Source organism: Methylobacterium sp. J-059 (assembly GCF_022829485.1).
In the GTDB taxonomy this organism is placed as follows: Bacteria; Pseudomonadota; Alphaproteobacteria; order Rhizobiales; family Beijerinckiaceae; genus Methylobacterium.
In genome coordinates this window covers 1-21,558 of the sequence record NZ_JAKSYA010000171.1, presented here as the reverse complement: position 1 = coordinate 21,558, position 21,558 = coordinate 1, and the positions used below count along the sequence as shown (strand labels likewise).

Genomic DNA, 21,558 nt, shown 5'->3' with positions numbered 1-21,558 from the left:
GCCGGGTGCCGCTTCCCTACAGAAAGCGGCCGGGGTCGAACGGCGCCAGCGGGATCTCGGGCGCCTCGCCGCCGACGAGCTGGGCGACGAGGCGCCCGGTGCGCGCCGATCCGACGAGGCCGACATGGCCGTGGCCGAAGGCGTAGACCACGTCCCCGGTGCGGCGGGCGCGGCCGATGCAGGGCCGCCCGTCCGGCATGCTCGGGCGATGGCCGAGCCACATCCGGATCCGCTCGGCCGGCACGGTCGCGGGCAGGTCCGGGAACATGCCGGTCAGGTGGTCGCGCAGGATCTCGGCGCGCTTCCAGTTCGGCGCCGCGTCGAGCCCGGCGAACTCGACCTGGCCCGCCGCGCGCAGGCCGCCGTCCATGGCGTTGACCACCATCTTGGCGTCCGAGGCCATCACCGGGGTGCGCGGCCCCGCCTCGGCGCCGGCGATCATCACGTGGTAGCCGCGCTCGCTCTCCAGCGGCAGCCGGTCGCCGAGGCTCGCGGTCAGCGCGCCCGAGCGGGCGCCGGCGGCGACCACCGCCCGGTCGCACGGGATCGCGCCGGCCTCGGTCTCCACCGCGACGAGCCGACCCGCGTCGAGGCGGAACCCGGTGGCGCGGGTGCGGGCGTAGGTCGCGCCGCGGGCGCGGGCGAGGTCGGCGAGCCCGGCGACGTAGCCGCCCGGGTCGCGGCAATGGCCCGCCTCCTCGACCATCACCCCGAAGGTGTAGCGGCGATGCAGGGTCGGCTCGCGCTGGCGCAGCTCGTCGGCCGAGAGCTCGAGCCATCGCACGCCGACCGCGCGGCGGATCGCCCAGGCCGCGGCGTCGGCCGCGAAGGCCGCCCGGTCGGGATAGACGTGCAGCAGGCCGCGCCGCTCGATCAGGTGGCCGAGGCCGGCCTCCTCGGCGAGGCCGGCATGGAGGCGGGGCGCATCCGCCAGCAGGGTGCGCATCGCCCGCGCCGTCTCGGTGATCTGCCGCCCGGTGCGCGCCGCCCAGATGTAGCGCGCCAGCCAGGGCAGCACCCGGGGCAGGTAGCGCCAGCGGATGGCCAGCGGCCCGAGCGGGTCGGCGAGGTAGGACGGCACGCGCTTCCAGATGCCGGGCTCCGCCGGCGGGATCACCGAGTGCGACGAGAGCCAGCCGGCATTGCCGTAGCTCGACGCCTGCTCCCCGCCGGGCACGCCCGGATCGACCACCGTGACGCGATGGCCGGCGCGCAGGCATTCGAGCGCGCTCACGGTCCCGACCGCCCCCGAACCGATGATCACGACGTGGCGGGCCGATGGCTCGGTCATGGGTTGCGTATCCTGCAGGGGGGCGCGTGCGCCTCGCATCCGGGGTCAGTAGTCAACCCGGGCACCTGCGAGCAACGCCGCCCTCGGCGGCCCTGCCCATGCCGGGGAGCATAGGGCGTCGCCTTGCGCCGCGACGCGCTTGCTTCGAAGGCTGCCGACGAGGGAAGGGAAATTCCTTACCTCAAGCGGCCGAGGCCGCGATGGGTCCCCTCGTACGAGAGCGCAGCAAGATCACCGCGAAGGGCCAGACGACCGTCCCGAAGGCCGTGCGCCAGGCCCTGGGCGTCAGCTACGGCGGCGAGATCGCCTACGTCGTCGACGAGGGCGGCGTGCGCCTCACCCGCGTCGAGGTCGAGGAGGCGGACCCCGTGATCGAGGGATTCCTGGCCTTCCTCGCCCAGGACATGGCGCGCCGGCCGCAGGCCATCACGCCCTTCCCCGCCGATCTGATGGAGCGCATGTCGGCCCTCGCCGAGGGGATCGACGCCGATCCCGGCGCGGACATCGACGGTCCCGTGGCGCTCTGATCGATGACGGTCGTCGGCGCGTGGACGATCTTCGCCCATCCGCTGCTGCTCGACCAGCTCGAGACGCTGACCGCCGCCGTGGAGAAGGCCAAGGCCGACGACCCGGACGGGTACCGCAGGACCGCCAACGCGAAGCTGCTCGCGGTCTTGCGGAGATTGATGTTCGAGACCGTCCCGCAGGACCCGTCCCGGGCCGAGTACCGCCAGGGCGCCCCCCTCGGCGCGTCCCGAAAGCATTGGTTCCGGGCCAAGTACGGCAACGGCCGCTTCCGCCTGTTCTTCCGCTACGACAGCCGGACCAGGATCCTGATCTATGCGTGGGTGAACGACGCGGAGACGCTGCGCACCTACGGCGCGAAGACCGACGCCTATGCCGTGTTCGAGCGGATGCTCGACATGGGCCATCCCCCCGACGATTGGGCGACGTTGCTCGCGGCGGCGTCCGCGGGGCCGCCGAAAGCGCGCCTGAAGACCGCAGCAGCGAAATAGCCGACCGACGGTCCGCAAGGGCGCCCCTGCCGGGCGCTTCGCGCGCAGGAGCGGCACTCAGGCCTGGTTCAGTCCCTCGTCGCGGCCGGCGGCATCGCCGCTAATCCACCACCAGCTCGACCCGGTCGGCGACGAACACGGAGGCCGCGGCCAGGATGCGTTCGCCGGCGGCGTCGACGTTGACGCTGGCGACCGTGAGCAGGGTCCGCCCCGGCGCCACGTCGAGGCGGCTGGCCTCCTCCGCGGTGGCGGCGCGTGCCCCGATCCGCGACGAGAGGCGGGTGTAGTCGGCGATGCCGAACCCGGCGAAGGCGCGGGTGATCGAGCCGGAGGCGGCGTAGGCCTCGGCGAAGCCGGCGAAGCGCGGCAGCGGCAGGGCGATCCGCGCCGCCGAGATCGGGGCGTCGTCGGCCTGGTGCAGGGTCAGCATCTCGATCACCGGATCGCCGGCCGCGAGCCCCAGGGCCTCCGCCGTCTCGAGGCTCGCCGGCACCGTCGCCGCCGCGACGAGGTCGCCCCAGGCCTGGCGGCCGGCCCGGGTGACGATCTCGGAGAACCGGGTGCGCGGCCCGATCGGATAGGGGATCGGCCCCGGCTCGACGAAGGTGCCGCGCCCCTGCGTCGCCCGCACCAGGCCGCGCTCGGCCAGCGTCCCGAGGGCGCGGCGCACAGTGTGGCGGTTCACCCCGAACCGGGCCGCCAGCGCCGCCTCGGTGGGAAGCTGGCTGCCGGCCGGAAATTCGCCGCCCGCGATCGCGCCGCCGATCGCGTCGGCGATCTGGCGCCACGCGGCCAGGCCCGCGCCGCGCTCGACGGGGCCGGCGCGGGCGGATGTCACCGGGGTGTCGCTCGCCTCGTCCATGACGGATCGCATCGTCCCTTGCGTCCACGACTGGATTTATCTATATCTATAGACAAATCGGAGGCCTTCGAACGCGAATGCCGTGCGCCAGCCAAACAGCACCCGACCCGGCAACGCCAGAGGTCGAAGCCCGTCGCGCCGCGATGGCGCGTGCCGGGGCGGCCTCGCTCGCCGAGCTCGAGGCCGTTCTCGCCGAGACCGGGCTGTCCTGCGAGGCCGAGGATCTGCGCGCGCCCGAGACCGGCCTCGTCATGGCGCGCGGCCGCATCGGCGGCGACGGGCGCGCCTTCAACGTCGGCGAGGCGACGGTGACCCGGGCGGCGGTGCGCCTGCCCGGCGGCGAGACCGGCTTCGCCTACCATCTCGGCCGCGACCGTCCGCGCGCCCGGCTCGCCGCCATCCTCGACGCGCATTGGCAGCACCCGGCGCGGCGCGGGGCGGTCGAGGCCGCCCTGGCGGGGATTGCCGAACGCCGCGCCTCGGAAGCGGCCGCCGCGGCGCGAAAGATCGCGGCGACCCGGGTGAACTTCTTCACCCTGGCGCGGGGCGAGGATTGATGGCGCTCGCCCGCGGCTTCGCCGACCCGATCCACGACGCGCAAGGGACGTTCCGCACGCTGATGGATGCGCTCGCCCGGCCGGGCCGCATCGGGCGGCTCGCGAGCGACCTTTCTCCGCCCGCCCCGCTCACGCCGGAACTCGCCGCCGTCGCGCTGGCGCTGACCGATGCCGACACGCCGGTCTGGCTCGACGCGCCGCTCGCCGCGAACCCGGCGGTGGCCGCGTTCCTGCGCTTCCACACCGGCGCACCGATCGTCGCCGAGCCCGCCGACGCGGCCTTCGCGCTGATCGCGGATCCTGCCGCCTGCCCACCCTTCGCAGCGTTCGCGCAGGGCATGCCGGACTATCCCGACACCTCCGCCACCCTGGTGCTGGCCCTCGACCGCCTGTCCGAGGATGGCGCCGCCTTCGAAGGCCCCGGCATCCGCGGCCGCATCCGGCGCGCCGCCGCGCCGCTGCCGGCGGACTGGCCGGCGCGCCTTGCGGCGAACCACGCCGCCTTCCCGCGCGGGCTCGACCTCGTGCTCACCGCGCCGGGCGTCGTCGCCGGGCTGCCGCGCTCGTCGCGGCCCGTCCCTTCGGCCGCCCCTTCGCCCGTCCCTTCGGAGGCGTAGACCGATGTACGTGGCGGTGAAGGGCGGCGAGGCCGCGATCGACAACGCCCACCGGCTGCTCGCCGAGACGCGCCGGGGCGACCCGTCGGTGCCCGACCTCACCGTGGCGCAGATCCGCGAGCAGATGCGGCTGCTGGTCGACCGGGTGATGACCGAGGGCTCGCTCCACGATCCGGATCTGGCCGCGCTCGCCCTCAAGCAGGCCCGCGGCGACGTCGTCGAGGCGGTGTTCCTGGTCCGCGCCTACCGCACCACCCTGCCGCGCTTCGGTGCCACCCTGCCGGTGGAGACCGCGGCGATGGCGGTGGCGCGCCGGGTCTCGGCGACCTTCAAGGACCTGCCCGGCGGGCAGGTGCTCGGCCCGACCTTCGACTACACCCATCGCCTGATCGACTTCTCCCTCGCCGAGGGCATGGCGCCCGAGCCCGGCGCGGAGGCCGAGCCCGGCCCGGACGCGGCCGCCCGCCCGCGCGTGACCGACCTCCTCGGCGAGGCCGGCCTGATCGAGCCGTCGCCCCGGGACGAGGGCACCCCCGTCGGCGACCTGACCCGCGAGCCGGTCGACTACCCGGCCGACCGTGCGGTCCGGCTGCAGACGCTGGCGCGGGGCGACGAGGGCTTCGTGCTGGCGCTGGCCTACTCGACGCAGCGCGGCTACGGCCGCACCCATCCCTTCGTCGGCGAGGTCCGCTTCGGCACCGTGGCGCTGGAGCTCGTCCCCGAGGAGCTCGGCTTCCCGGTGGAACTCGGCACCGTGGCGATGACCGAGTGCCAGATGCTCGCCCAGTTCCACGGCGGCGGCGACGTCCCGCCCCGGTTCACCCGCGGCTACGGGCTCGTCTTCGGCCAGGGCGAGCGCAAGGCGATGGCGATGGCCCTGGTCGACCGATCGCTGCGCGCGGCCGAGCTCGGCGAGGCGCTGGTCGCCCCGGCGCAGGACCAGGAATTCGTGCTCGCCCATTGCGACAGCCTGCAGGCGACGGGCTTCGTCGAGCACCTCAAGCTGCCGCACTACGTCGACTTCCAGGCCGAGCTGGAGCTGCTGCGCCGCCTGCGCGCCGAGCACGCCGCCGCGCGGACGGGAGAGTCCGGCCCGGACGAAGCGCTTCGGGAGGCCGCCGAATGAGCACGCCCGCCGCGCGGCCGGAGACCGGCTACAACTTCGCCTACCTCGACGAGGGCACCAAGCGGATGATCCGCCGGGCGATCCTCAAGGCGATCGCGATCCCCGGCTACCAGGTGCCCTTCGCCGCCCGCGAGATGCCGATGCCCTACGGCTGGGGCACCGGCGGGGTCCAGGTCACCGCCGCGATCCTGGGGGCGTCCGACGTGCTCAAGGTGATCGACCAGGGCGCCGACGACACCACGAACGCGGTCTCGATCCGGCGCTTCTTCTCGGCCACCGCCGGCATCGCCACCACCACGCGGACGGCGGAGGCCACGGTGATCCAGACCCGCCACCGCATCCCGGAGGCGCCGCTGAGGGAGGGCCAGATCCTGGTCTACCAGGTGCCGATCCCGGAGCCCCTGCGCTTCCTCGAGCCGCGCGAGACCGAGACGCGCCAGCTCCACGCGCTCGCCGAGTACGGGCCGATGCACGTCAAGCTCTACGAGGACATCGCCCGCCACGGCCACATCGCCACCACCTACGCCTACCCCGTCGAGGTCGCGGGCCGCTACGTCATGGACCCGTCGCCGACGCCGAAGTTCGACAACCCGAAGATGGACGACTGCCCCGCCCTGCAGCTCTTCGGCGCCGGCCGCGAGAAGCGCATCTACGCGGTGCCGCCCTACACGCGGGTGCGCAGCCTCGACTTCGAGGACCATCCCTTCCAAATCCAACGCTTCGACCGCCCCTGCGCCCTGTGCGGGGCGGACGACGCCTACCTCGACGAGGTCGTCCTCGACGATGCCGGCGGGCGGATGTTCGCCTGCTCCGACACCGATCATTGCGAGGACCGGCGCCGGTGCGGGTTCGGGCCGGCGGCTCCCCCTCCCCCCTCTGCGGGGGAGGGGGAGCCGCGGAGCGGGTCGGGAGAGGGGAGCGCGGTATCCGGCACTGTCGCTCCCCTCTCCCGACCCTCGCTCACGCGAGGCCCACCCTCCCCCGCACCCAAGTCGGGCCTGCCCGGCTTGGGCACACGGTGTGCGGATCTCGGGCAAGCCCGAGATCTGCCGGGGGGAGGGAAGAACGGAGCGGAGGAACGATCATGACCGCCCCCCTGCTCACGGTCTCCGGCCTGACCAAGCGCTACGGCGCGCGCACGGCCTGCGACGGCGTCGGCTTCACTTTGGAGGCGGGCGAGGTGCTGGCGGTGGTCGGCGAATCCGGCTCCGGCAAGTCGACCCTGCTCGGCCTGGTCGCCGGCGAGGTCGCGGCGGATGCGGGCTCGGTCGCCTACCGGATGCGCGACGGCGCCAGCCGCGACCTCGCGACCTTGAGCGCGGCCGAGCGCCGGGCGCTGATGCGCACCGACTGGGGCTTCGTGCGCCAGGACGCGTCGCAGGGCCTGCGCATGGCGGTCTCGGCCGGCGGCAACGTCGGCGAGCGGCTGATGGGGGTCGGCGAGCGCCATTACGGCCGCATCCGCGCCACCGCCCTCGACTGGCTCGGCCGCGTCGAGATCGCCGCAGACCGGATCGACGACCCGCCGACGCGGTTCTCCGGCGGCATGCGCCAGCGCCTGCAGATCGCCCGCAACCTCGTGACGAGCCCCCGCCTCGTGCTGATGGACGAGCCGACCTCGGGCCTCGACGTCTCGGTGCAGGCGCGCCTGCTCGACATGGTCCGCGGGCTCGTGGCCGAGCTCGGCCTCGCGGTGATCATCGTCACCCACGACCTCGCCGTCGCCCGCCTGCTCTCGCACCGGGTGCTGGTGATGCGCCACGGCCGGGTGATCGAGACCGGGCTGACCGATCAGGTCCTCGACGACCCGCAGGCCGCCTACACCCAGCTCCTCGTCTCCTCGGTGCTCGCCGCATGACCCCGCCGCTGATCGCCTTCCAGGACGTGGGCAAGCGCTTCACCCTGCATCTGCGCGGCGGCACGGTGCTGCCGGTGATCGCGGGCGCGAGCCTCGCCGTCGCGGCGGGCGAGTGCGTGGTGCTCGGCGGCGCGTCCGGCACCGGGAAATCCTCGCTCCTGAAGATGGCCTACGGCAATTACCGCTGCGAGCACGGCGCGATCCGGATCTGGGACGGAGCCCGCACGGTGGACGTCGCCACGGCCGAGCCGCGCGCGATCCTGGCCCTGCGCCGGCACGTCGTCGCCTACGTCTCGCAGTTCCTGCGCGTGATCCCCCGCGTCGGCGCCCGCGCGATCGTCGAGGCGGCGGGCATCGAGGGCGGCCTCGCCGCCGATGTGGCGCGCGCGCGCGCCGCGGCGCTGCTCGCGCGCCTCGACCTGCCCGAGCGCCTGTGGGACCTGCCGCCGGCCACCTTCTCGGGCGGCGAGCAGCAGCGGGTGAACATCGCCCGCGGGTTGATCGCCGACCGGCCCCTCGTGCTGATGGACGAGCCGACCGCCTCGCTCGATGCCCGCAACCGCGGCGTCGTGATCGCGCTGATCCGCGAGAAGCGGGCGGCGGGCGCGGGCATCCTCGGCATCTTCCACGACGCCGACGTACGCGAGGCGGTGGCGACGCGGATCGTGGACGTGGCGGATTTCCGCGCGCCGATCGCGGCATGAGCGGGCGCGGCATGAACGGGCGCGGCATGAGCGGAGACGGCGGAGCGATGGCGGACCGGGTCGAGATCCTCGAGAACGCGCGCCTCGTCCTGGCCGACCGCGTCGTCGACGGCTGGCTCGCGATCGTGGACGGCCGCATCGCCGAGCACGGCGCGGGCCGGGCGCCGGAGCGCGGCCGGGACCTCCGCGGCGACCACCTCGTCCCCGGCCTGGTCGAGCTGCACACCGACCACCTGGAAAGCCACTACGCGCCGCGCCCCGGCGTGCGCTGGCATCCGCTGGGCGCCGTGCTCGCCTACGATGCGCAGATCGCCGCCTCGGGGATCACCACCGTGTTCGATTCGCTGCGCGCCGGCACCGACCCGGACGGCAGCGGCCTCGGCTCCGAGCTCGACGCGCTGGCGCAGGCCATCGCCGACGCGCGCGCCGCCGACCTGTTCCGGGCCGAGCACCGGACGCACCTGCGCTGCGAGATCCCGTCGGCCGACGTGATCGACACCGTCCGCGCCTTCGTCCGGCGTCATCCCGTCGGCCTGATCTCGCTGATGGACCACACGCCGGGGCAGCGGCAGTTCCGCGACATGGCGAAGTATTATCAATATGCCGGCCGCGGCGGCCGGCCGATCGAGGCGATCCGGGCCGGCACCGAGCGCAAGATCCGCGACGGCGCCGCGCTCAACGCCCGCAACCGCCCGATCCTCGTGGCGCTGGCCCGGGAGCAGGGCATCCCGCTGGCGAGCCACGACGACACGACGCTGGCCGACGTCGCCCAGTCGCGGGCCGAAGCGGTCGCGCTCGCCGAGTTCCCGACCACCCGCGAGGCGGCCGAGGCTTCGCACGCGGCCGGCATCACCGTGATGATGGGCGCGCCCAACCTGATCCGCGGCGGCTCGCATTCCGGCAACGTGGCGGCGCACGCTCTCGCCGAGGCCGGCCTGCTCAGCATCCTGTCCTCCGACTACGTGCCGGCGAGCCTGCTGATGGCGGCGTTCCAGCTGCCCGAGCGCGTGCCCGGCATCGACCTGGCCGCCGCCATCGCCACCGTCACCGCCAACCCGGCCCGCGCCACCGGCCTCGACGACCGCGGCCGGATCGCGCCCGGCCTGCGCGCCGACCTCGTCCGCGTGCGGACGGCGCAAGGGGTGCCCGTCGTCCGCGAGGTCTGGCGCGCCGGCGCGCGGGTGGTGTGATGGCGGGCGGCTTCGTCCTCGTGGTCGGCCCGAGCGGGGCCGGCAAGGACACGGTGATCGCCGCCGCGCGGGCGCAGCTGGCCGGCGACCCGCGCTTCGTCTTCCCGCGCCGCCTGGTGACCCGGCCGCCCTCGGCGCACGAGGACAACGCCGAGATCGCCGAGGCGGAGTTTTCCCGCGCCGCCGCGGCCGGCGCGTTTCCCCTGCATTGGCGCGCGCACGGCCTCGGCTACGCGATCCCGGCCGAGGCGCTGACCGAGGCCGAGCAGGGGCGGGTCGTGGTGTGCAACGTCTCGCGCCGGGTGATCGAGGCGGCGCGCCGGACGCTCCCCGGCGTCCATGTCGTGGCGATCACGGCCGCCCCCGAGATCCTGGCCGCACGGCTTGCCGCCCGCGGCCGCCCCGAGGACGGCGACCTCGCCGCGCGCCTGGCCCGCGCGCTCCCGGCGGAAGCCGACGACACCGTCGCCAACGACGGCGACCGCCGCGTCGCGGCGGCCGGCTTCGTCGCGATCCTGCGCGACCGCGCCGGACGCCGCTGACCGTCTCGACGCGGCGGCCGGCGACGCGCCGTGGCCGCCGGCGAGAGCCTGGACAGGTCTTTCGATGGGCAGGCAACCAAGCGGCGGTCGATCGGTTATTCGGGCCACCATCTGCATTGGGAAAGAAGTCGACGCCATGCCGAACCGTCTCACCCTCACCGCCGGCCTGATCGCCGCCGGCCTGCTCGCCGCTCCGCTCGGCCTGACGCATGCGGCCAGGGCCGAGTCCGACCAGAAGGAGTTCCAGCTCGCCAAGACCACCAAGGTCGGTCTCGCCCAGGCGCTGACCACGGCCGAGGCCCAGGGCGAGAAGGGCCGCGCCATCGACGCGGATTTCGAGAAGGCGGACGGCAAGAACCCGACGCATTACAGCATCAAGGTCGTCTATCCGGACGGCAAGCTCGTCGAGTACGGCATCAATGCCGACAGCGGCGCGCTCTACAAGACCGAGAACCAGCCGATCGAGCGGTACTTCACCCGCCTCAAGCCGGCCGATTTCCAGAACGCCACCACGTCGTTGAAGGACGCGCTGACGATCGCCGAGCAGAAGGCGGGCGGCGGCAAGGCCTACGAGGCCGAGGTCGAGCGCGACGGCAAGTCGGTGCAGTACGAGATCAAGGTGGCGCTGGCCGACCACGAGCAGACCGTGAAGGTCGGCCCGAACGGCAAGGTCGTCGGCGACTGATCGCCCCGGTGCGCGGCGCGGCGCCCATCGGTGCCGCGCCGATCCGCGGATCGTGATACGGAGTCTGCCGGAGGCCGGATCGATAGCGGACCCCGAGCTCAGATCTGAACGGCCACGAGCCATGCTGTGATGAACCCGACCGCCGTCGCCGTCATGCTCGGCATCGCCACGGGCGCGATCTCCCTGCTCGTGTTCGCGATCGTCGACGGCCACCCGCTGCTCCTGGCCAGCATGGTCGCCGTGTTCATCGCGATGTTCGTGCGCTGGGGCTGACGCGCCCCCTCGTCCCGGCAGCCGTCGGCTTCGAAGACCCCGTCGATCCACCGATCTGTGGGTGCGGCGTCGGCCGCGACAGGGCGGAGCTTCACAAGGCTGTCACGCTGCTATTAGACTAAGCCCCGATGGAGAGGGCCTTTTCGTCACTTCGCGAAGGGCTGGGATCGACCGGATTGGCACCCGGACCCCGCCGCGAGCCGGATGTATCCGCCCCAGCCGGTCGCCGACCGCGCCCGGCGCGCCACGCGTGTCCCATGTCTCCGGCCGAGACGGTGCCGCCGCCGGGCCGCCGGATCCCGCGCCCGGACGCACGAGAGCCCCATCCCCCCGTCGACCCTGTCCTCGGGACAGCGCGCAATGTCGATCTCGCGCGTTGTCCCGTATGGCTTTCGTTCGAAGAGTCGCGCCGATGATGGATCTCCAGACCCTCGTCCTCAACGCGGATTACCGGCCGCTCTCCTACAACCCGCTCTCGTTGTGGAGCTGGAAGGACGCCTTCACCGCCCTGTTCCTCGACCGCGTGACGCTGGTGGCGAGCTACGACGTCGAGGCGCGCAGCCCGAGCCGGGCGCTCCGGGTGCCGAGCGTGGTGGCGCTGAAGAACTACGTCACGCTGGCCCGCAGCCCGGCCTTCACCCGCTACAACATCTACCTGCGCGACAGCTTCTCGTGCCAGTATTGCGGCCTGCGCCTGCCCTCGGGCGGCTTGACCTTCGACCACGTCAACCCGCGCTCCCGCGGCGGGCTCTCCACCTGGGAGAACGTCGTCGCCGCCTGCAGCCCGTGCAACCTGCGCAAGGCGAACCGCACCCCGCACGAGGCCGAGATGCCGCTGCTGACCGAGCCGCGCCGCCCGACCCGCTACGAGTTGCACCACCGCCAGCCCGAGTTCGACCACCGCGACTACCACCACACCTGGCTCGACTACCTGTACTGGGACAGCGAGCTGGAGAGCTGATCGGGAAAGGAGCGCGCATCCGGTCTCATCGGCACCGACCGACGGGACCGCGTGGAGCGTGCGTCCTGAGACGCGTTCGGGCCGGTTCCCTGGCCGTGATCGGGCTCCGAGACGGGAGCGCCGAGGCCGATCCGGGCGCCGCGCGGCCATGTCGACTTCACGATGTCGTCGGTGTAGGGCCCCTGCTCCTGCGTGAAAGCTGTATCGGCACGGCCGAGAACGGCCAGGACGGCAACCCAGCAAAGCCGCTGCACCCGCATCATCCGAGTTTCCTCCGAGGTCGAGGGCGAACCCTGGGCTGAACGGGTTCGGCCGAGCGGATCGGCAGCGGTTCCGTCGCCCCCGGAGGACGGGTCCGGTCGCGCACCGAGCGAACCGCGGCGCGGTGGCGCGCGTTCGAGCATCGACCGGACCGATCCGGGACGACCTCGAGGATGGAACCGGCATGGCAGAACCGACCCGCATCGTGATCGTCGGCGGCGGCATCGCCGGGATCACGGTGGCGACCGGCCTCGGCCGCCGCCTCGGCCGGAGCGGGGCGGCGCAGGTCACCTTGGTCGACCGGGCCCTGTCCCATGTCTGGAAGCCGATGCTGCACACCTTCGCCGCCGGCACCGCGCTGCCGGACCGGCAGAAGCTGAGCTTGCTCGCGCAGGCCAAGGCCAACCATTTCCGCTTCCGGCTCGGCTCGCTGCAGGCCGTCGACCGTGCCGCGCGGCAGCTGACCCTCGCCCCCTTCGACGCGGAGGGCGACGGAGCGGCCCTCGCGCCGACGCAGCTCGGCTACGACGTGCTGATCCTCGCCCTCGGCAGCCGCGCGAACGATTTCGGGACGCCGGGCGTGGCCGAGCATTGCGCCACGATCGACGACCTCTCCGACGCGGAGGCGCTGCACCGGCGCCTGCGCGGGCAGGTGCTGGCGGCGCTGCGCTCGGAGGCCAGCCTGCGGATCGCCATCGTCGGCGGCGGCGCCACCGGCGTCGAGTTCGCGGCCGAGCTGAAGCACGCCGTCGACGTGATCGCCGGCTACGGCACCGGCGCCTTGCGCGAAAAGCTCCGCCTCACCCTGATCGAGAGCGGCCCGCGCCTGCTCGCCGCCTTCCCCGATCGCGTCTCCCGGGCCGCGGCGGCCACCCTGGCCGACCTCGCGGTCGACGTGCGCACCGGCGCCCTGGTGACCGGCGCCGACGCCGCGGGCTTCACGCTGAAGGACGGCGGACGGATCGAGGCCGACATCAAGGTCTGGGCCGCCGGGGTGCGCGCGCCCGCGGTGTTCGCCCGGATCGAGGGGCTCGACCGGTCGCGCACCGGCCAGCTCGTGGTCGGCGACACCCTCCAGGCCACGCGCGACCCGGCGATCTTCGCGCTCGGCGACTGCGCCACCTGCCCGCAGCCCGGCGCGGAGCATCCGGTGCCGGCGACCGCGCAGGCGGCCCACCAGCAGGCCCGGCACCTCGTGCGCCATTTCGAGGCGTGGCGGCGCGGCGGCGCGATGGCGCCGTTCCGCTATCGCGACAAGGGCGCGCTCGTGTCCCTGGCCGACTACAACGGCTGGGGCACGCTCGGGCGCTACACCTTCGGCGGCGGCCGCCTGCGCGGCCTGTTCGCGCGGCTCGCCCACGACCTGCTCTACCGCCGGCACCAGGTCGGCCTGCTCGGCCCGTTCCGCGGCGCCCTCGCCTGGCTCGCCGACGACCTCGCCCACGCCGTCGGGCCGCCGGTGCGGCTGGACTGAGACGCCCGGTTCCGGGATCGGCCGGGCGGGCACGTCCCCGTGCGACGTCGAGCCTGCCGTCGGCCGGCCGCATTCCGGCGTCGGACCGGCTTGTGCCGGCCGCTCTCCATCGTGCGGAGACGGCGCGATCAGGCCGGCCGGCACGGCGGGTGAACCGGGGCCGGATCGGGTGCCGCGGGGGGGGGCGTGTCGCGGGTCAGCGGTCCAGGGGCTGGCCGTCGCGGGGCGTGATGCCCTGCGAGCGCAGCTGTTGGTTCTGGTCGTTGATCTGGATCGGGTCCACGCGACGCTGCGGCGCGCCCGGCAGCGTGATCGACGGACCGGCGACCGATTGCGCGGCAGCGGAGGGCGGGCACAGCAGCTGGCAGATCGGCACGTTGTCGGCGGTCGAGGAGCATCGCGCGACGGCGGTTCCCTGGACACAGGTGCAGCTGCACAGGGCGAGCGCCGGGACGGGCGCGATCGTGATGGCAAGCGCGAGGATGACGGTTCGCATGTCGCTGGTCCTGGGTGGCGCCGCCGGAGCCTAGAGCATCATTTCGCCCGAGGCGCCATCATCCGCCATCCGCGCGGCCGACGGGGATCGGAGCCCGAGGATCGCACGGACCGACGCGGCGCCGGCATCTCGTGGAGCGATCCGCGACGCCGGTCGCCGAGGCGCTTCCGAGGATCGAACGCCCGCTGGGTCCGACGACCCGCCCCGAGCCGTCGTGACGATTGGTGGGCGGTGAGGGACTCGAACCGCCGACCCTCTCCGTGTAAAGGAATGGTCCTCTTCGGCTGTAGAGCGCCGTCCCGTTCGCAGATCGCCATTCCAGGCCATCGAGGGACATTCTGAGCCCTCGTTCCTGGGGAGTTTCTGGGGAGATGTTCCCCTGGCGTTCACCGCCGCCCGGCAGAGACGGCTTCGACGACGCCCCGCATGTGCTCCGGCGCGTGATGACCGTAGACGTCGCGTACGATGCGCTCGGTGGTCCCAAGGGCGAGCGCCACCATCCCGAACGAGACGCCCTCGCGAACGGCCCATGTCGCGAAGGTGTGCCGCAGGATGTGAGGTGTGACCTCTTCGCCGAGGCCGGCTGCGAGACGCGCCGTGTTCCAGGCCCGGCGGAGCCGATCGAGCGGAACGCCCTCGAACTCAATGACGTGCGAGACGCTCTGACCCTTCCAGCGGCGCATATGCGCTTGAAGGCGGTTCGACAGCGGCACCGGCGTCCGGCGCTTGGAGCTCTCGCCCTCCCCTTGGCCGCGCCGGTAGAGGATGCCGCCGCGCAAGTCGACGTAGCCGCCCTCGGTCGTCGGAAGCCACTTCAGTCGCAGGATCGCCTCGTGCCTCGTGCCTGTGTAGAGGCCGGTCAGGATGAAGCGGGCGACATGCCGGCTTTTGTCAAACTCGGTCCGCAGCTTTCCGTCTGGGCCGATCACGCGCGGCCGGCGCCAGACCGGCGCACCTGCGGGGTCGTTCGCCACGTTGCGGAAGCCGAGGGCCGCCAGGATCAGGCGCGCCGCCTCCGATCGAGACAGCCAGCGCTCGCGGCTCGGCTTCTTGTCCGGCATGGCGATGACGACGGGGTAGAGCAGGTGGTGCTCGGCGTGGGCGTAGCCGATCGCGGCTGAGAGCACGCCGAGCTCGCGAAGCGCCGTCTGCGAGCCGACCCGCGGCACCTGGTCGACCGTCTCGAACCGGTAGCCCGGCCCGACCTTGTAGCGCGCCTGGGGCTGGGCCGTGCGCCAAGTCGCATAGGCGCGGCACACGTTCGGGGTCAGGTCGGCCACCATCTTGCCGGCGAAGAACTGGCCGAGGTGCGGGTTGGCCGACTTTACAACGTCCGGCCGCGCCGTGTGGGGCGCGTGCTCGTCCGTGTAGACCTTCAGGACGTCGAGGACCGAGACGCGAGCGGGATCACCCTTCCCGAAGTCGGGTTTGTATTTTCGCGCGAGGTGCTCTTGGAGTTTTTGCTCAGCCTGCGCGTGCTCTCCATAAGCGCAGCCAGTGCCGACGTCTGGCTGTCCGCTGTCGCGGATGAGCCAGCGGTCGTCCTTGCGCGAGTAGTAGAGGCGCGCTCCCTTGGCGGGACGAGGCATTTCCGAGTCATCCGCTTGATGTCGCCGAGCGTGGTGTGGATTCGCCCGAACAGTTCGTAGGTGACCAGCCGATCACGCTCTGCCTCGCGTCGCAAGGATTTCGCGGACACGGACGAGACGATACCGTGCGCCATGGCGATCTCGGCCGCGACGCTGAGCGGCATCATGGTCTCGTCCGTCACCTCAGACCGGTCGGGGATGCGCAGCGCCCTACCCAATATCCCCTCCCTGGGTTGCTCGGAGGACGGTGAGGCGGGTGGGGAGGATCGGGGCGCGCGGCCCTTGGAACACGCGTCCGTCTAGGCGGTAGAACTGCTGAGCAAAGGCGAACCGCCCCATTCCCATCTGAGGATACCAAACATGTTTCGCGAGGTGGCTTATGCGCTCGGGCTTGGCGTCATGACGCTGGACGTCGAAAGAGCACTGGACGTGATCGCCTGACGTCGAACGAGGAGCGGCCATATGTCTGACGACACCAAAAAGACCAACGCTCCTTCTTCGCAAGCGACGGAAGAGGATATCGCAGCTCCACGCCTGACACCTCAAGGTCGCGATGCGCCGGATGGCGCTGGAGAAGACGAAACCGATCCCAACGGAGGCGCCAAGACGGGACAGACCGATAAATCCGAGGGCTGACGAGTCCGTATGTTCGCGGGCAGAGCCACAGCACAACCAGCTTAGACGGCGCAGATTTGCCTCGGTCGGCTCCTGAACGGCCCTGACCGGGATCATTGCTTCGCTCGCATATCTACAGCCCATTCTGGATGTCTTCGGCTAGGTCGAAATTGTTCGGCGATATACCGTCGACTAGCTAGTGCGAGCCATTTCGCCGTATCGCTTCAGCCCCGCATTCATAAATCGATACATAACCGATAATCCCATTCTGGTTAAGACCTACAAGCCGCTTGTATATGGCCGGCATGTTGCCGGTCTCCGCGCCCCAGATATATACAAGCTGCTTGTATTTTTCAGCCGCAAACCTCCAGCTAATGCTAGGACGATACATCGCTGCCCCGCGGCTGGTCGTAGCCAAGGCTGCGTCCGCAGGAACGATGCGGTGTCCGGATCAACTCTGACGCGAACCTCCACGTCGAGGCCGGCGGCGGTGCCGTAGCCCCAGATGGTGCTCAGGGTCTCGCGCTTGGCTCGGGGGAAGGATGATGACACCGCCCATAGCGGTCTCCTGTGCCTCAGCGCCGCCTGCTGGCTAGACTGGCCCATGCGTCATTGATGATAGCCTCGCGGGCGTCCGCACGGGCGGTATCGGCTGCCCTAACGCGGGCGAGCACGTCACCAAGCGCGGCTGAGCCGCCTGCTGCACTAAGGTCTTGCACCTTGTGCTGGAGAGCGGAGTGGTAGGCGGTCGCAGCGGGTGATCCGCCCGGCGCGCCCTCGATGGAGACTAGGAGAGCGACAATCGCGGCACCAAGCTGCTCGGGGGAGACTGGCGGCGGGGCGGTGGCGCGACGACGGGGGGCGGTAGTTGCACGCGGCATGGCGGCCTCCTCAAGGGCGGCCGCGGCGGGGTCTGCCGCTATGCTCCGGCGAAGGCCGCGCGATGTCGGGGACCTTTCCTCTTTGGCGTGCGACCTGCCCTTCGTGCGGCTTCGGTGGCCTGGGACAGGGGTCGGCGTTCCGGTCATCGCCAGCGTCGCCGATCCGATCGAGTGCCGCGAGGATGCGGTCCACTGCGTCGAGGCTGGCCTGCGCTGCGCCCTCAAGTTCCGCCCGCATTGCGGCGTGGCTGAATGCAATGGCCGAGCTTTGGCCAGCCGGAGATGAGGGCCGATTAAGGCGGATGAGATCACCCATGGGAGGTACGCCCTACTCTTAGACCGCAGGCACAGCGGCGATTAGCGTCAGAACCTGGATCAGATCCTTCTCATCGAGAACACGCCCCTCCGAGCGATTGAAATTTAGGGCGTGTTGGGCGAGGGCGACGGCACCTGCGGGCGTGGTAGGGGCTGTGCGGAACAGAGTGCCTCGAAGGTGCAACCAAAGCGCATCGCTGGCCGTGTCATCTTCGGCAGACCGGCCTGAAACGAACTCCGGAGCACGCCGAGCTCGGCGAACAGCCGACATGAGACGGCGACTGTCGGCGATGGCGGCATGCACGGGATCAGCCGCTGGCTCGGGCAGCCGCGCTCGCAGGGCGTCGGCACGCTCGCGCGCGGTCGGACTTCCGGACTCGGCGATCTTCATCGACTGGCGCATGGGTATCTCCTTGTGAGGTATGCGAGCCTTTCGGCCCGCGACGGGTTGCGGGGCAGGTCAGATGCGGGAGGCGAGGCCCGTGACGACGGAGCCGCCAGCTACGATCGCAATAGCGGTCAGAAGCTCGCCGGCAGCCGCAAGCACGCGCCTGACGTACCTGGCTGGTGGCAGGGGCGGCCGCAGATCGATCGTCGGTCCCAGCAGCCGGCCGGACGGCAGGGCCATGGGGAGGCGCCGGACCGGCTCCACGCCCAGGCAGCGGGACAGGTCGCCCTCACGGGCCTGTGCGAAGGCCCAGGCGTCGCCGTGCGCGGTGGCGTTCGGCGCTTCCTCAACAAGGAACCAACGAAGGTGACGGATCAGGCAGAGCATGCCCCCGCGCGTCGCGCAGGGCGTGCCGAGCAGCGCCATCAGGGCACTGTCGGCATCGTCCTCGGCGCGGATGGCTCCCTCGCCGTCGGGCGCGGCCTGGAAGACGCTCCACGCTTCGCTGTGGCGATCGACAGCCGTGAGGATGGGGTCGAGGTGGAAGGACGTGCAGTCCGCATCCGGAGCGACGGAACCGAGCGGCTGGCTGAAATCGGGGATACGGGCGTGCGGCATCATTCGGGCTCCGTTGAGGGCTCGTGGCGGTGGTCGGGGATCAGGGGCGTGGGGTGGGCCCATTTAGGTGCGGATCAGGCCGGCGGCGGGTGTGACTGGCTCAGTTCGGCAGCTGTGAGGCGCCAGCGCCGGGCGAGGCCGAGCGCCCAGGCATGAGCCTCGCGCTGGTCGGTCTCGCCAGCCGCGAGCCGGACTCTGTAGGATGCCGCAAGGCGCAGGCAGATCGCGTGATCCTGCCGGGCGTGCAGCAGGCGGACGGCGGGGGAGCGGATCAGGTCAGCGGCCATCGGTCCGACTCTCAGTGCGCGCGGTAGGCGCGGGAGGACCTGGCGGCGGCCCAGGCGCCCTTGAGGGCGTAGGACATGCACACGCCCCAGGCGTCGCCGGTCACATCCATGCGGGCCTGCGCGGTGCGGATCGCGGCGCGCATGATGGCGGAGCGATCGAACGTGCCGTCGCGGTTGACCAGGGGGGCAACAGTGCGGGCGAAGCGCTTGGCGCTCTCGGTCGAGGCGACAACGGCGGCGCGGGCGGTGATGGCGGTTCGGCGGACGTCGGCGGTCAGGCGAGGATCGGCGCCGCGGGCGATGTGCGCGTGAGCGATGAGGTTGGCGTAGCGCATCTGGGCTGGCCTCTGTGGTGATAATCTCACCACCAGAGGTTTAAACCACATCAGTTTGATGTCAACCTCATATGGTGATAAATCCACCTCATGAAGCCATTTCAATGCCGGATGGGTCGTGCTGCCTTGGGATGGAGCACGGCGGACCTAGCTCGTGAAGCTGATGTCGGGGCGAACACGGTCAATCGGTTTGAAGCCGGGCAAGATGCTCGGATCAGCAGCGTCGATAAGATCCGGGACGCTCTGGAGCGTGCGGGTCTAGAATTTATCCCTGAGAATGGCGGGGGCGCCGGGGTTCGGATGCGTGAGCGAAAAGCATGATCGCCTCGTCCGAGCGCCTGTCCGAAGTCGCGCGCCTCGCCGGCCTCCTCGCCGATCAGGTGCTGGACGCGCAAATCTTCAGCCGACCGATCCCGGATCAGCACATCCGTACGCTACTCAGCGCCGCTTTCCTCATGGAGGAGTACGGCGTCCCGCTTCCCTCGCTGCTCCAGCAGATTGTTCATGGGGCGAAGAGGAGCGCCGACTGATGCGGGAGGCTCTCGAGCGCACTGGCCTCGAATTCATACCCGAGAACGGGGGAGGGGTTGGCGACCAGTAGTGTTGGACGATTGTTCTCCACTGAAATGGGGGACAGTAGTTTTATAAAAATCTACGAAAAAGTCCGATAGTTTACCGATCAAATCAGATATTTGAGATGGCTTCCACCTGGCTATTTTCCTTTTAGAATAGCTTTCATTGAAAGCATCTGACTGTGTGAATACAAATCCATCCATAAAAATAAAGAATATTGTAGTCCTCTCGCCCAAGGGCGCATAAGCGGTGAGCTCGACGCAAACACTATGTTCTTCAGGGTCATATTCTGGAGCTGCCATGCGAATATCCGATCCAATAATTCCTTCCTTAGCCATGGTCTTGAACAATAAAAATGCATTGTATAGCTCACCAAATTCTCTACTGAATCTTGCCTCGGCATCATATTTAGTTGGCTTCATATTCAACGAAATCGTTTTTAGTGCTTCGCTGAACCGCAGGAAGGGGTCTTTTTTTGGCATGAGGTTCGATATGCGACTTTCTAGAGTGCAACGCTTGCAAAAGGTCATGTAGGACTGCCGGATAATTAGTCTGACGCCTTAATGCCGAAGAACTTTGGATATTAAAATATAATAAATCGTAAATCAAAAATGTATACTATTCTAGGAGTAAGATTTTTTAATATGTGACGCGTCAACTTTTCGGCCTCTAGCCACCAATCGATTGGATGACAGCCGGGGCACCTTTGATGATGTCGGATTTGTCGACACGTTCAATTGTATCTAACTATCGAACACCTCAAAGAACCGTCCGTTTGCGGAGGTTGACCGGAGATCCGAGGCCAGCCGCAGCCTTGGCGTGACCGGGTCGGCGTTCTGGCAGTCAAGCGTTGGTCTTGAACAGGCTCAGGAGCCCATCCCGCGGAAGTCCGTCTCGCGCTTAGCCAGAAGCGGCCTCCGTCGCACCCCAAGCCACCAAACCTGACGAAGAGGCACTTCTCAGGGGACAGGCCAAATGCAATTGTCCCAAACTCGTATGCGATAGCGATGTTCGAGAACCTGAGATGATGGAGTGGTCATACCTCTATCTCACGATCCCACCGGTCGTGGTCGTGGTGGGCGCGGTGCTGGGCGCACGCCTCGTCCGGCAGAGCACGGATCGAGTTGACCGCATGCAGTGGCAGTTCGACCGCGAGGCAGCGGTACGGTCGCAGATCAAGGGTCAGATCCCATAGCCCGATGACATAAGTTCGGCCCGGCCATTCGAGGTTCGCATGTCCTATGGCGCTGCCAGCGCGCAGCAGACATTCACCCCCAAGGGGTCGGTTCACGGCTGACGCAAGGAGCCGGCGAGCGGCCTGGTCGCCCCGCCAGACGTATCGTGACCTGCTGACCACAAAAGCGGCCCACTCACGTCAAAAGACTTGCATCCAAGTATCGGTTGACGTAGGTTCACAGATGAAGAAATGCGGCCCCGGCGGGAGATGTCCCGAGCGGGGCTTTTTCATGCCCGCGCGCGTCAACCGATCGCGCCGCCTTTCCCGTCCCTATCGCAAGCCACCTCATCGTCTCTGCTCGCTTACGAGCCGGAGCGCTGCCTGTCGGCTACCCCTGCCCCCTCTGCATGGAAATCCGCCATGACCGGCCAACTCCCCCCCGCTGGACCTGCTTATCGGAGCCGAAGCGATCGGCGGGCACCTTGGGCTCGGGCCGACCCAGGTTTGGCACCTAGCACGAACGGGGGCGCTCCCTGTTATCCGGGTCGGCAGGAAGCTGGCCGTGCGGAAAACCCGCTTAGCCGAATGGATCGCAGCGCAAGAGGCCGAGGCAGAGAAGGCTGGTCGCCTCGCAGCCGCAGCCGCAGCCGCAGCGGCAAGCTGATCTCCTTGCGAGGGGGGGGGGGGGGGGGGGGGGGAAACGCTGCACCTTTTTTACACAGACCCCTTTTCACAGTGGGTGGTAGTGTGTGTAACAAGATCAAAACATGTCCGCTTGCGGGGTGGGGTAGAGGTGAGATATATTATGGGTTTTGTGTGTCTGCGTCTTTCTCTCTGGCGCCTGTGTCGCCACATTGGAGCAGGGCG

25 protein-coding genes and 1 pseudogene are annotated in these 21,558 nt (G+C 70.2%); 17 read left to right on the top strand and 9 right to left on the bottom strand.

The window, feature by feature from the left end:
• Nucleotides 1–16 precede the first annotated feature (16 nt).
• Nucleotides 17–1,291, bottom strand: a complete 1,275-nt coding sequence (locus tag MKK55_RS26360; protein WP_243938512.1) for an NAD(P)/FAD-dependent oxidoreductase — start codon at nucleotides 1,289–1,291, stop codon at nucleotides 17–19.
• Between the two features lie 200 nt (nucleotides 1,292–1,491).
• Between MKK55_RS26360 and MKK55_RS26355 the strand changes: the two genes are divergently transcribed.
• Both MKK55_RS26355 and MKK55_RS26350 read left to right on the top strand, forming a co-directional pair.
• On the top strand, nucleotides 1,492–1,818 hold the full coding sequence (locus MKK55_RS26355) for a type II toxin-antitoxin system PrlF family antitoxin (protein ID WP_147843792.1): 327 nt from the start codon (nucleotides 1,492–1,494) through the stop codon (nucleotides 1,816–1,818).
• Nucleotides 1,819–1,821: 3 nt separating this feature from the next.
• Nucleotides 1,822–2,307 (top strand): type II toxin-antitoxin system YhaV family toxin, encoded by a 486-nt coding sequence (locus tag MKK55_RS26350; RefSeq protein WP_243938510.1) that lies wholly within the window; start codon nucleotides 1,822–1,824, stop codon nucleotides 2,305–2,307.
• 100 nt (nucleotides 2,308–2,407) lie between these two features.
• On the opposite strand, the gene phnF is transcribed toward MKK55_RS26350, so the two are convergent.
• A complete protein-coding gene (gene phnF, locus MKK55_RS26345; RefSeq protein ID WP_243938508.1) occupies nucleotides 2,408–3,169 on the bottom strand; it encodes a phosphonate metabolism transcriptional regulator PhnF in 762 nt (253 codons plus the stop codon).
• Between the two features lie 77 nt (nucleotides 3,170–3,246).
• Here phnF and phnG point away from each other — a divergent pair, with 77 nt between their 5' ends.
• The 12 genes and pseudogenes from phnG (at nucleotide 3,247) to MKK55_RS26285 (ending at nucleotide 13,417) form a co-directional block, all read left to right on the top strand.
• The gene (gene phnG / locus MKK55_RS26340; protein WP_279596375.1) at nucleotides 3,247–3,726 is read left to right on the top strand and encodes a phosphonate C-P lyase system protein PhnG; all 480 of its coding nucleotides are present in this window, start codon (nucleotides 3,247–3,249) and stop codon (nucleotides 3,724–3,726) included.
• The gene (gene phnH, locus MKK55_RS26335; protein WP_243938505.1) at nucleotides 3,726–4,343 is read left to right on the top strand and encodes a phosphonate C-P lyase system protein PhnH; all 618 of its coding nucleotides are present in this window, start codon (nucleotides 3,726–3,728) and stop codon (nucleotides 4,341–4,343) included. The genes phnG and phnH overlap by 1 nt, the downstream gene beginning before the upstream one ends.
• Before the next feature lie 4 nt (nucleotides 4,344–4,347).
• A complete protein-coding gene (locus MKK55_RS26330) occupies nucleotides 4,348–5,469 on the top strand; it encodes a carbon-phosphorus lyase complex subunit PhnI (RefSeq protein ID WP_243938503.1) in 1,122 nt (373 codons plus the stop codon).
• A pseudogene (locus MKK55_RS26325) lies at nucleotides 5,466–6,317 on the top strand (alpha-D-ribose 1-methylphosphonate 5-phosphate C-P-lyase PhnJ); the annotation flags it as partial. The gene MKK55_RS26330 and the pseudogene MKK55_RS26325, both read left to right, overlap by 4 nt.
• Nucleotides 6,318–6,553: 236 nt before the next feature.
• Entirely contained in the window at nucleotides 6,554–7,327 is a 774-nt protein-coding gene (phnK, locus tag MKK55_RS26320) for a phosphonate C-P lyase system protein PhnK (RefSeq protein WP_147729897.1), read from the top strand.
• The gene (gene phnL / locus MKK55_RS26315) at nucleotides 7,324–8,031 is read left to right on the top strand and encodes a phosphonate C-P lyase system protein PhnL (protein WP_243938499.1); all 708 of its coding nucleotides are present in this window, start codon (nucleotides 7,324–7,326) and stop codon (nucleotides 8,029–8,031) included. The genes phnK and phnL overlap by 4 nt, the downstream gene beginning before the upstream one ends.
• A gap of 47 nt (nucleotides 8,032–8,078) precedes the next feature.
• On the top strand, nucleotides 8,079–9,221 hold the full coding sequence (locus tag MKK55_RS26310) for an alpha-D-ribose 1-methylphosphonate 5-triphosphate diphosphatase (protein ID WP_147729705.1): 1,143 nt from the start codon (nucleotides 8,079–8,081) through the stop codon (nucleotides 9,219–9,221).
• Nucleotides 9,221–9,763: a phosphonate metabolism protein/1,5-bisphosphokinase (PRPP-forming) PhnN gene (phnN, locus tag MKK55_RS26305; RefSeq protein ID WP_243938497.1), complete on the top strand. Its 543-nt coding sequence runs from the start codon at nucleotides 9,221–9,223 to the stop codon at nucleotides 9,761–9,763. The genes MKK55_RS26310 and phnN overlap by 1 nt, the downstream gene beginning before the upstream one ends.
• 136 nt (nucleotides 9,764–9,899) lie before the next feature.
• The gene (locus MKK55_RS26300; RefSeq protein ID WP_243938495.1) at nucleotides 9,900–10,448 is read left to right on the top strand and encodes a PepSY domain-containing protein; all 549 of its coding nucleotides are present in this window, start codon (nucleotides 9,900–9,902) and stop codon (nucleotides 10,446–10,448) included.
• A gap of 129 nt (nucleotides 10,449–10,577) precedes the next feature.
• Nucleotides 10,578–10,721 carry a hypothetical protein gene (locus tag MKK55_RS26295; protein ID WP_187274846.1) on the top strand — a complete coding sequence of 48 codons (144 nt, stop codon included), beginning with the start codon at nucleotides 10,578–10,580 and terminating at the stop codon, nucleotides 10,719–10,721.
• A gap of 412 nt (nucleotides 10,722–11,133) precedes the next feature.
• The gene (locus MKK55_RS26290; protein ID WP_147729215.1) at nucleotides 11,134–11,682 is read left to right on the top strand and encodes an HNH endonuclease; all 549 of its coding nucleotides are present in this window, start codon (nucleotides 11,134–11,136) and stop codon (nucleotides 11,680–11,682) included.
• 445 nt (nucleotides 11,683–12,127) lie between these two features.
• Nucleotides 12,128–13,417, top strand: coding sequence for an NAD(P)/FAD-dependent oxidoreductase (locus MKK55_RS26285; protein WP_243938493.1), 1,290 nt, complete (start codon nucleotides 12,128–12,130; stop codon nucleotides 13,415–13,417).
• Nucleotides 13,418–13,613: 196 nt separating this feature from the next.
• Here MKK55_RS26285 and MKK55_RS26280 read toward each other — a convergent pair whose 3' ends face one another.
• Both MKK55_RS26280 and MKK55_RS26275 read right to left on the bottom strand, forming a co-directional pair.
• On the bottom strand, nucleotides 13,614–13,913 hold the full coding sequence (locus tag MKK55_RS26280) for a hypothetical protein (RefSeq protein WP_243938491.1): 300 nt from the start codon (nucleotides 13,911–13,913) through the stop codon (nucleotides 13,614–13,616).
• 386 nt (nucleotides 13,914–14,299) lie between these two features.
• Nucleotides 14,300–15,502 carry a tyrosine-type recombinase/integrase gene (locus MKK55_RS26275; RefSeq protein ID WP_243938489.1) on the bottom strand — a complete coding sequence of 401 codons (1,203 nt, stop codon included), beginning with the start codon at nucleotides 15,500–15,502 and terminating at the stop codon, nucleotides 14,300–14,302.
• A gap of 462 nt (nucleotides 15,503–15,964) precedes the next feature.
• On the opposite strand from MKK55_RS26275, the gene MKK55_RS26270 reads away from it, so the two are divergent.
• A complete protein-coding gene (locus MKK55_RS26270; RefSeq protein WP_243938487.1) occupies nucleotides 15,965–16,138 on the top strand; it encodes a hypothetical protein in 174 nt (57 codons plus the stop codon).
• Nucleotides 16,139–17,332: 1,194 nt separating this feature from the next.
• On the opposite strand, the gene MKK55_RS26265 is transcribed toward MKK55_RS26270, so the two are convergent.
• The 4 genes from MKK55_RS26265 to MKK55_RS26250 all read right to left on the bottom strand — a co-directional run bounded on the left by MKK55_RS26265 (nucleotide 17,333) and on the right by MKK55_RS26250 (nucleotide 18,941).
• Nucleotides 17,333–17,716 carry a hypothetical protein gene (locus tag MKK55_RS26265; protein ID WP_243938485.1) on the bottom strand — a complete coding sequence of 128 codons (384 nt, stop codon included), beginning with the start codon at nucleotides 17,714–17,716 and terminating at the stop codon, nucleotides 17,333–17,335.
• 57 nt (nucleotides 17,717–17,773) lie between these two features.
• On the bottom strand, nucleotides 17,774–18,322 hold the full coding sequence (locus tag MKK55_RS26260; RefSeq protein WP_243938483.1) for a hypothetical protein: 549 nt from the start codon (nucleotides 18,320–18,322) through the stop codon (nucleotides 17,774–17,776).
• Between the two features lie 71 nt (nucleotides 18,323–18,393).
• Nucleotides 18,394–18,606, bottom strand: coding sequence for a hypothetical protein (locus MKK55_RS26255; RefSeq protein ID WP_243938482.1), 213 nt, complete (start codon nucleotides 18,604–18,606; stop codon nucleotides 18,394–18,396).
• Between the two features lie 11 nt (nucleotides 18,607–18,617).
• On the bottom strand, nucleotides 18,618–18,941 hold the full coding sequence (locus MKK55_RS26250) for a hypothetical protein (protein WP_243938480.1): 324 nt from the start codon (nucleotides 18,939–18,941) through the stop codon (nucleotides 18,618–18,620).
• A gap of 90 nt (nucleotides 18,942–19,031) precedes the next feature.
• Here MKK55_RS26250 and MKK55_RS29405 point away from each other — a divergent pair, with 90 nt between their 5' ends.
• Together MKK55_RS29405 and MKK55_RS26245 are read left to right on the top strand one after the other, a co-directional pair.
• A complete protein-coding gene (locus MKK55_RS29405; RefSeq protein ID WP_409566127.1) occupies nucleotides 19,032–19,262 on the top strand; it encodes a multiprotein-bridging factor 1 family protein in 231 nt (76 codons plus the stop codon).
• Nucleotides 19,259–19,471 carry a hypothetical protein gene (locus tag MKK55_RS26245; protein WP_243938478.1) on the top strand — a complete coding sequence of 71 codons (213 nt, stop codon included), beginning with the start codon at nucleotides 19,259–19,261 and terminating at the stop codon, nucleotides 19,469–19,471. Before MKK55_RS29405 ends, MKK55_RS26245 begins: the two co-directional genes overlap by 4 nt.
• Before the next feature lie 33 nt (nucleotides 19,472–19,504).
• Here MKK55_RS26245 and MKK55_RS26240 read toward each other — a convergent pair whose 3' ends face one another.
• A complete protein-coding gene (locus MKK55_RS26240; RefSeq protein ID WP_243938476.1) occupies nucleotides 19,505–19,996 on the bottom strand; it encodes a hypothetical protein in 492 nt (163 codons plus the stop codon).
• Nucleotides 19,997–21,558: the final 1,562 nt, after the last annotated feature.

What these genes read in the sequence shown, in the direction of transcription:
- MKK55_RS26360 (WP_243938512.1), bottom strand. Translation starts at nt 1,291, where the DNA reads ATGACCGAGCCATCGGCCCGCCACGTCGTGATCATCGGTTCGGGGGCG.
- MKK55_RS26355 (WP_147843792.1), top strand. Translation starts at nt 1,492, where the DNA reads ATGGGTCCCCTCGTACGAGAGCGCAGCAAGATCACCGCGAAGGGCCAG.
- MKK55_RS26350 (WP_243938510.1), top strand. Translation starts at nt 1,822, where the DNA reads ATGACGGTCGTCGGCGCGTGGACGATCTTCGCCCATCCGCTGCTGCTC.
- phnF (WP_243938508.1), bottom strand. Translation starts at nt 3,169, where the DNA reads ATGGACGAGGCGAGCGACACCCCGGTGACATCCGCCCGCGCCGGCCCC.
- phnG (WP_279596375.1), top strand. Translation starts at nt 3,247, where the DNA reads ATGCCGTGCGCCAGCCAAACAGCACCCGACCCGGCAACGCCAGAGGTC.
- phnH (WP_243938505.1), top strand. Translation starts at nt 3,726, where the DNA reads ATGGCGCTCGCCCGCGGCTTCGCCGACCCGATCCACGACGCGCAAGGG.
- MKK55_RS26330 (WP_243938503.1), top strand. Translation starts at nt 4,348, where the DNA reads ATGTACGTGGCGGTGAAGGGCGGCGAGGCCGCGATCGACAACGCCCAC.
- phnK (WP_147729897.1), top strand. Translation starts at nt 6,554, where the DNA reads ATGACCGCCCCCCTGCTCACGGTCTCCGGCCTGACCAAGCGCTACGGC.
- phnL (WP_243938499.1), top strand. Translation starts at nt 7,324, where the DNA reads ATGACCCCGCCGCTGATCGCCTTCCAGGACGTGGGCAAGCGCTTCACC.
- MKK55_RS26310 (WP_147729705.1), top strand. Translation starts at nt 8,079, where the DNA reads ATGGCGGACCGGGTCGAGATCCTCGAGAACGCGCGCCTCGTCCTGGCC.
- phnN (WP_243938497.1), top strand. Translation starts at nt 9,221, where the DNA reads ATGGCGGGCGGCTTCGTCCTCGTGGTCGGCCCGAGCGGGGCCGGCAAG.
- MKK55_RS26300 (WP_243938495.1), top strand. Translation starts at nt 9,900, where the DNA reads ATGCCGAACCGTCTCACCCTCACCGCCGGCCTGATCGCCGCCGGCCTG.
- MKK55_RS26295 (WP_187274846.1), top strand. Translation starts at nt 10,578, where the DNA reads ATGAACCCGACCGCCGTCGCCGTCATGCTCGGCATCGCCACGGGCGCG.
- MKK55_RS26290 (WP_147729215.1), top strand. Translation starts at nt 11,134, where the DNA reads ATGATGGATCTCCAGACCCTCGTCCTCAACGCGGATTACCGGCCGCTC.
- MKK55_RS26285 (WP_243938493.1), top strand. Translation starts at nt 12,128, where the DNA reads ATGGCAGAACCGACCCGCATCGTGATCGTCGGCGGCGGCATCGCCGGG.
- MKK55_RS26280 (WP_243938491.1), bottom strand. Translation starts at nt 13,913, where the DNA reads ATGCGAACCGTCATCCTCGCGCTTGCCATCACGATCGCGCCCGTCCCG.
- MKK55_RS26275 (WP_243938489.1), bottom strand. Translation starts at nt 15,502, where the DNA reads ATGCCTCGTCCCGCCAAGGGAGCGCGCCTCTACTACTCGCGCAAGGAC.
- MKK55_RS26270 (WP_243938487.1), top strand. Translation starts at nt 15,965, where the DNA reads ATGTCTGACGACACCAAAAAGACCAACGCTCCTTCTTCGCAAGCGACG.
- MKK55_RS26265 (WP_243938485.1), bottom strand. Translation starts at nt 17,716, where the DNA reads ATGCGCCAGTCGATGAAGATCGCCGAGTCCGGAAGTCCGACCGCGCGC.
- MKK55_RS26260 (WP_243938483.1), bottom strand. Translation starts at nt 18,322, where the DNA reads ATGATGCCGCACGCCCGTATCCCCGATTTCAGCCAGCCGCTCGGTTCC.
- MKK55_RS26255 (WP_243938482.1), bottom strand. Translation starts at nt 18,606, where the DNA reads ATGGCCGCTGACCTGATCCGCTCCCCCGCCGTCCGCCTGCTGCACGCC.
- MKK55_RS26250 (WP_243938480.1), bottom strand. Translation starts at nt 18,941, where the DNA reads ATGCGCTACGCCAACCTCATCGCTCACGCGCACATCGCCCGCGGCGCC.
- MKK55_RS29405 (WP_409566127.1), top strand. Translation starts at nt 19,032, where the DNA reads ATGAAGCCATTTCAATGCCGGATGGGTCGTGCTGCCTTGGGATGGAGC.
- MKK55_RS26245 (WP_243938478.1), top strand. Translation starts at nt 19,259, where the DNA reads ATGATCGCCTCGTCCGAGCGCCTGTCCGAAGTCGCGCGCCTCGCCGGC.
- MKK55_RS26240 (WP_243938476.1), bottom strand. Translation starts at nt 19,996, where the DNA reads ATGCCAAAAAAAGACCCCTTCCTGCGGTTCAGCGAAGCACTAAAAACG.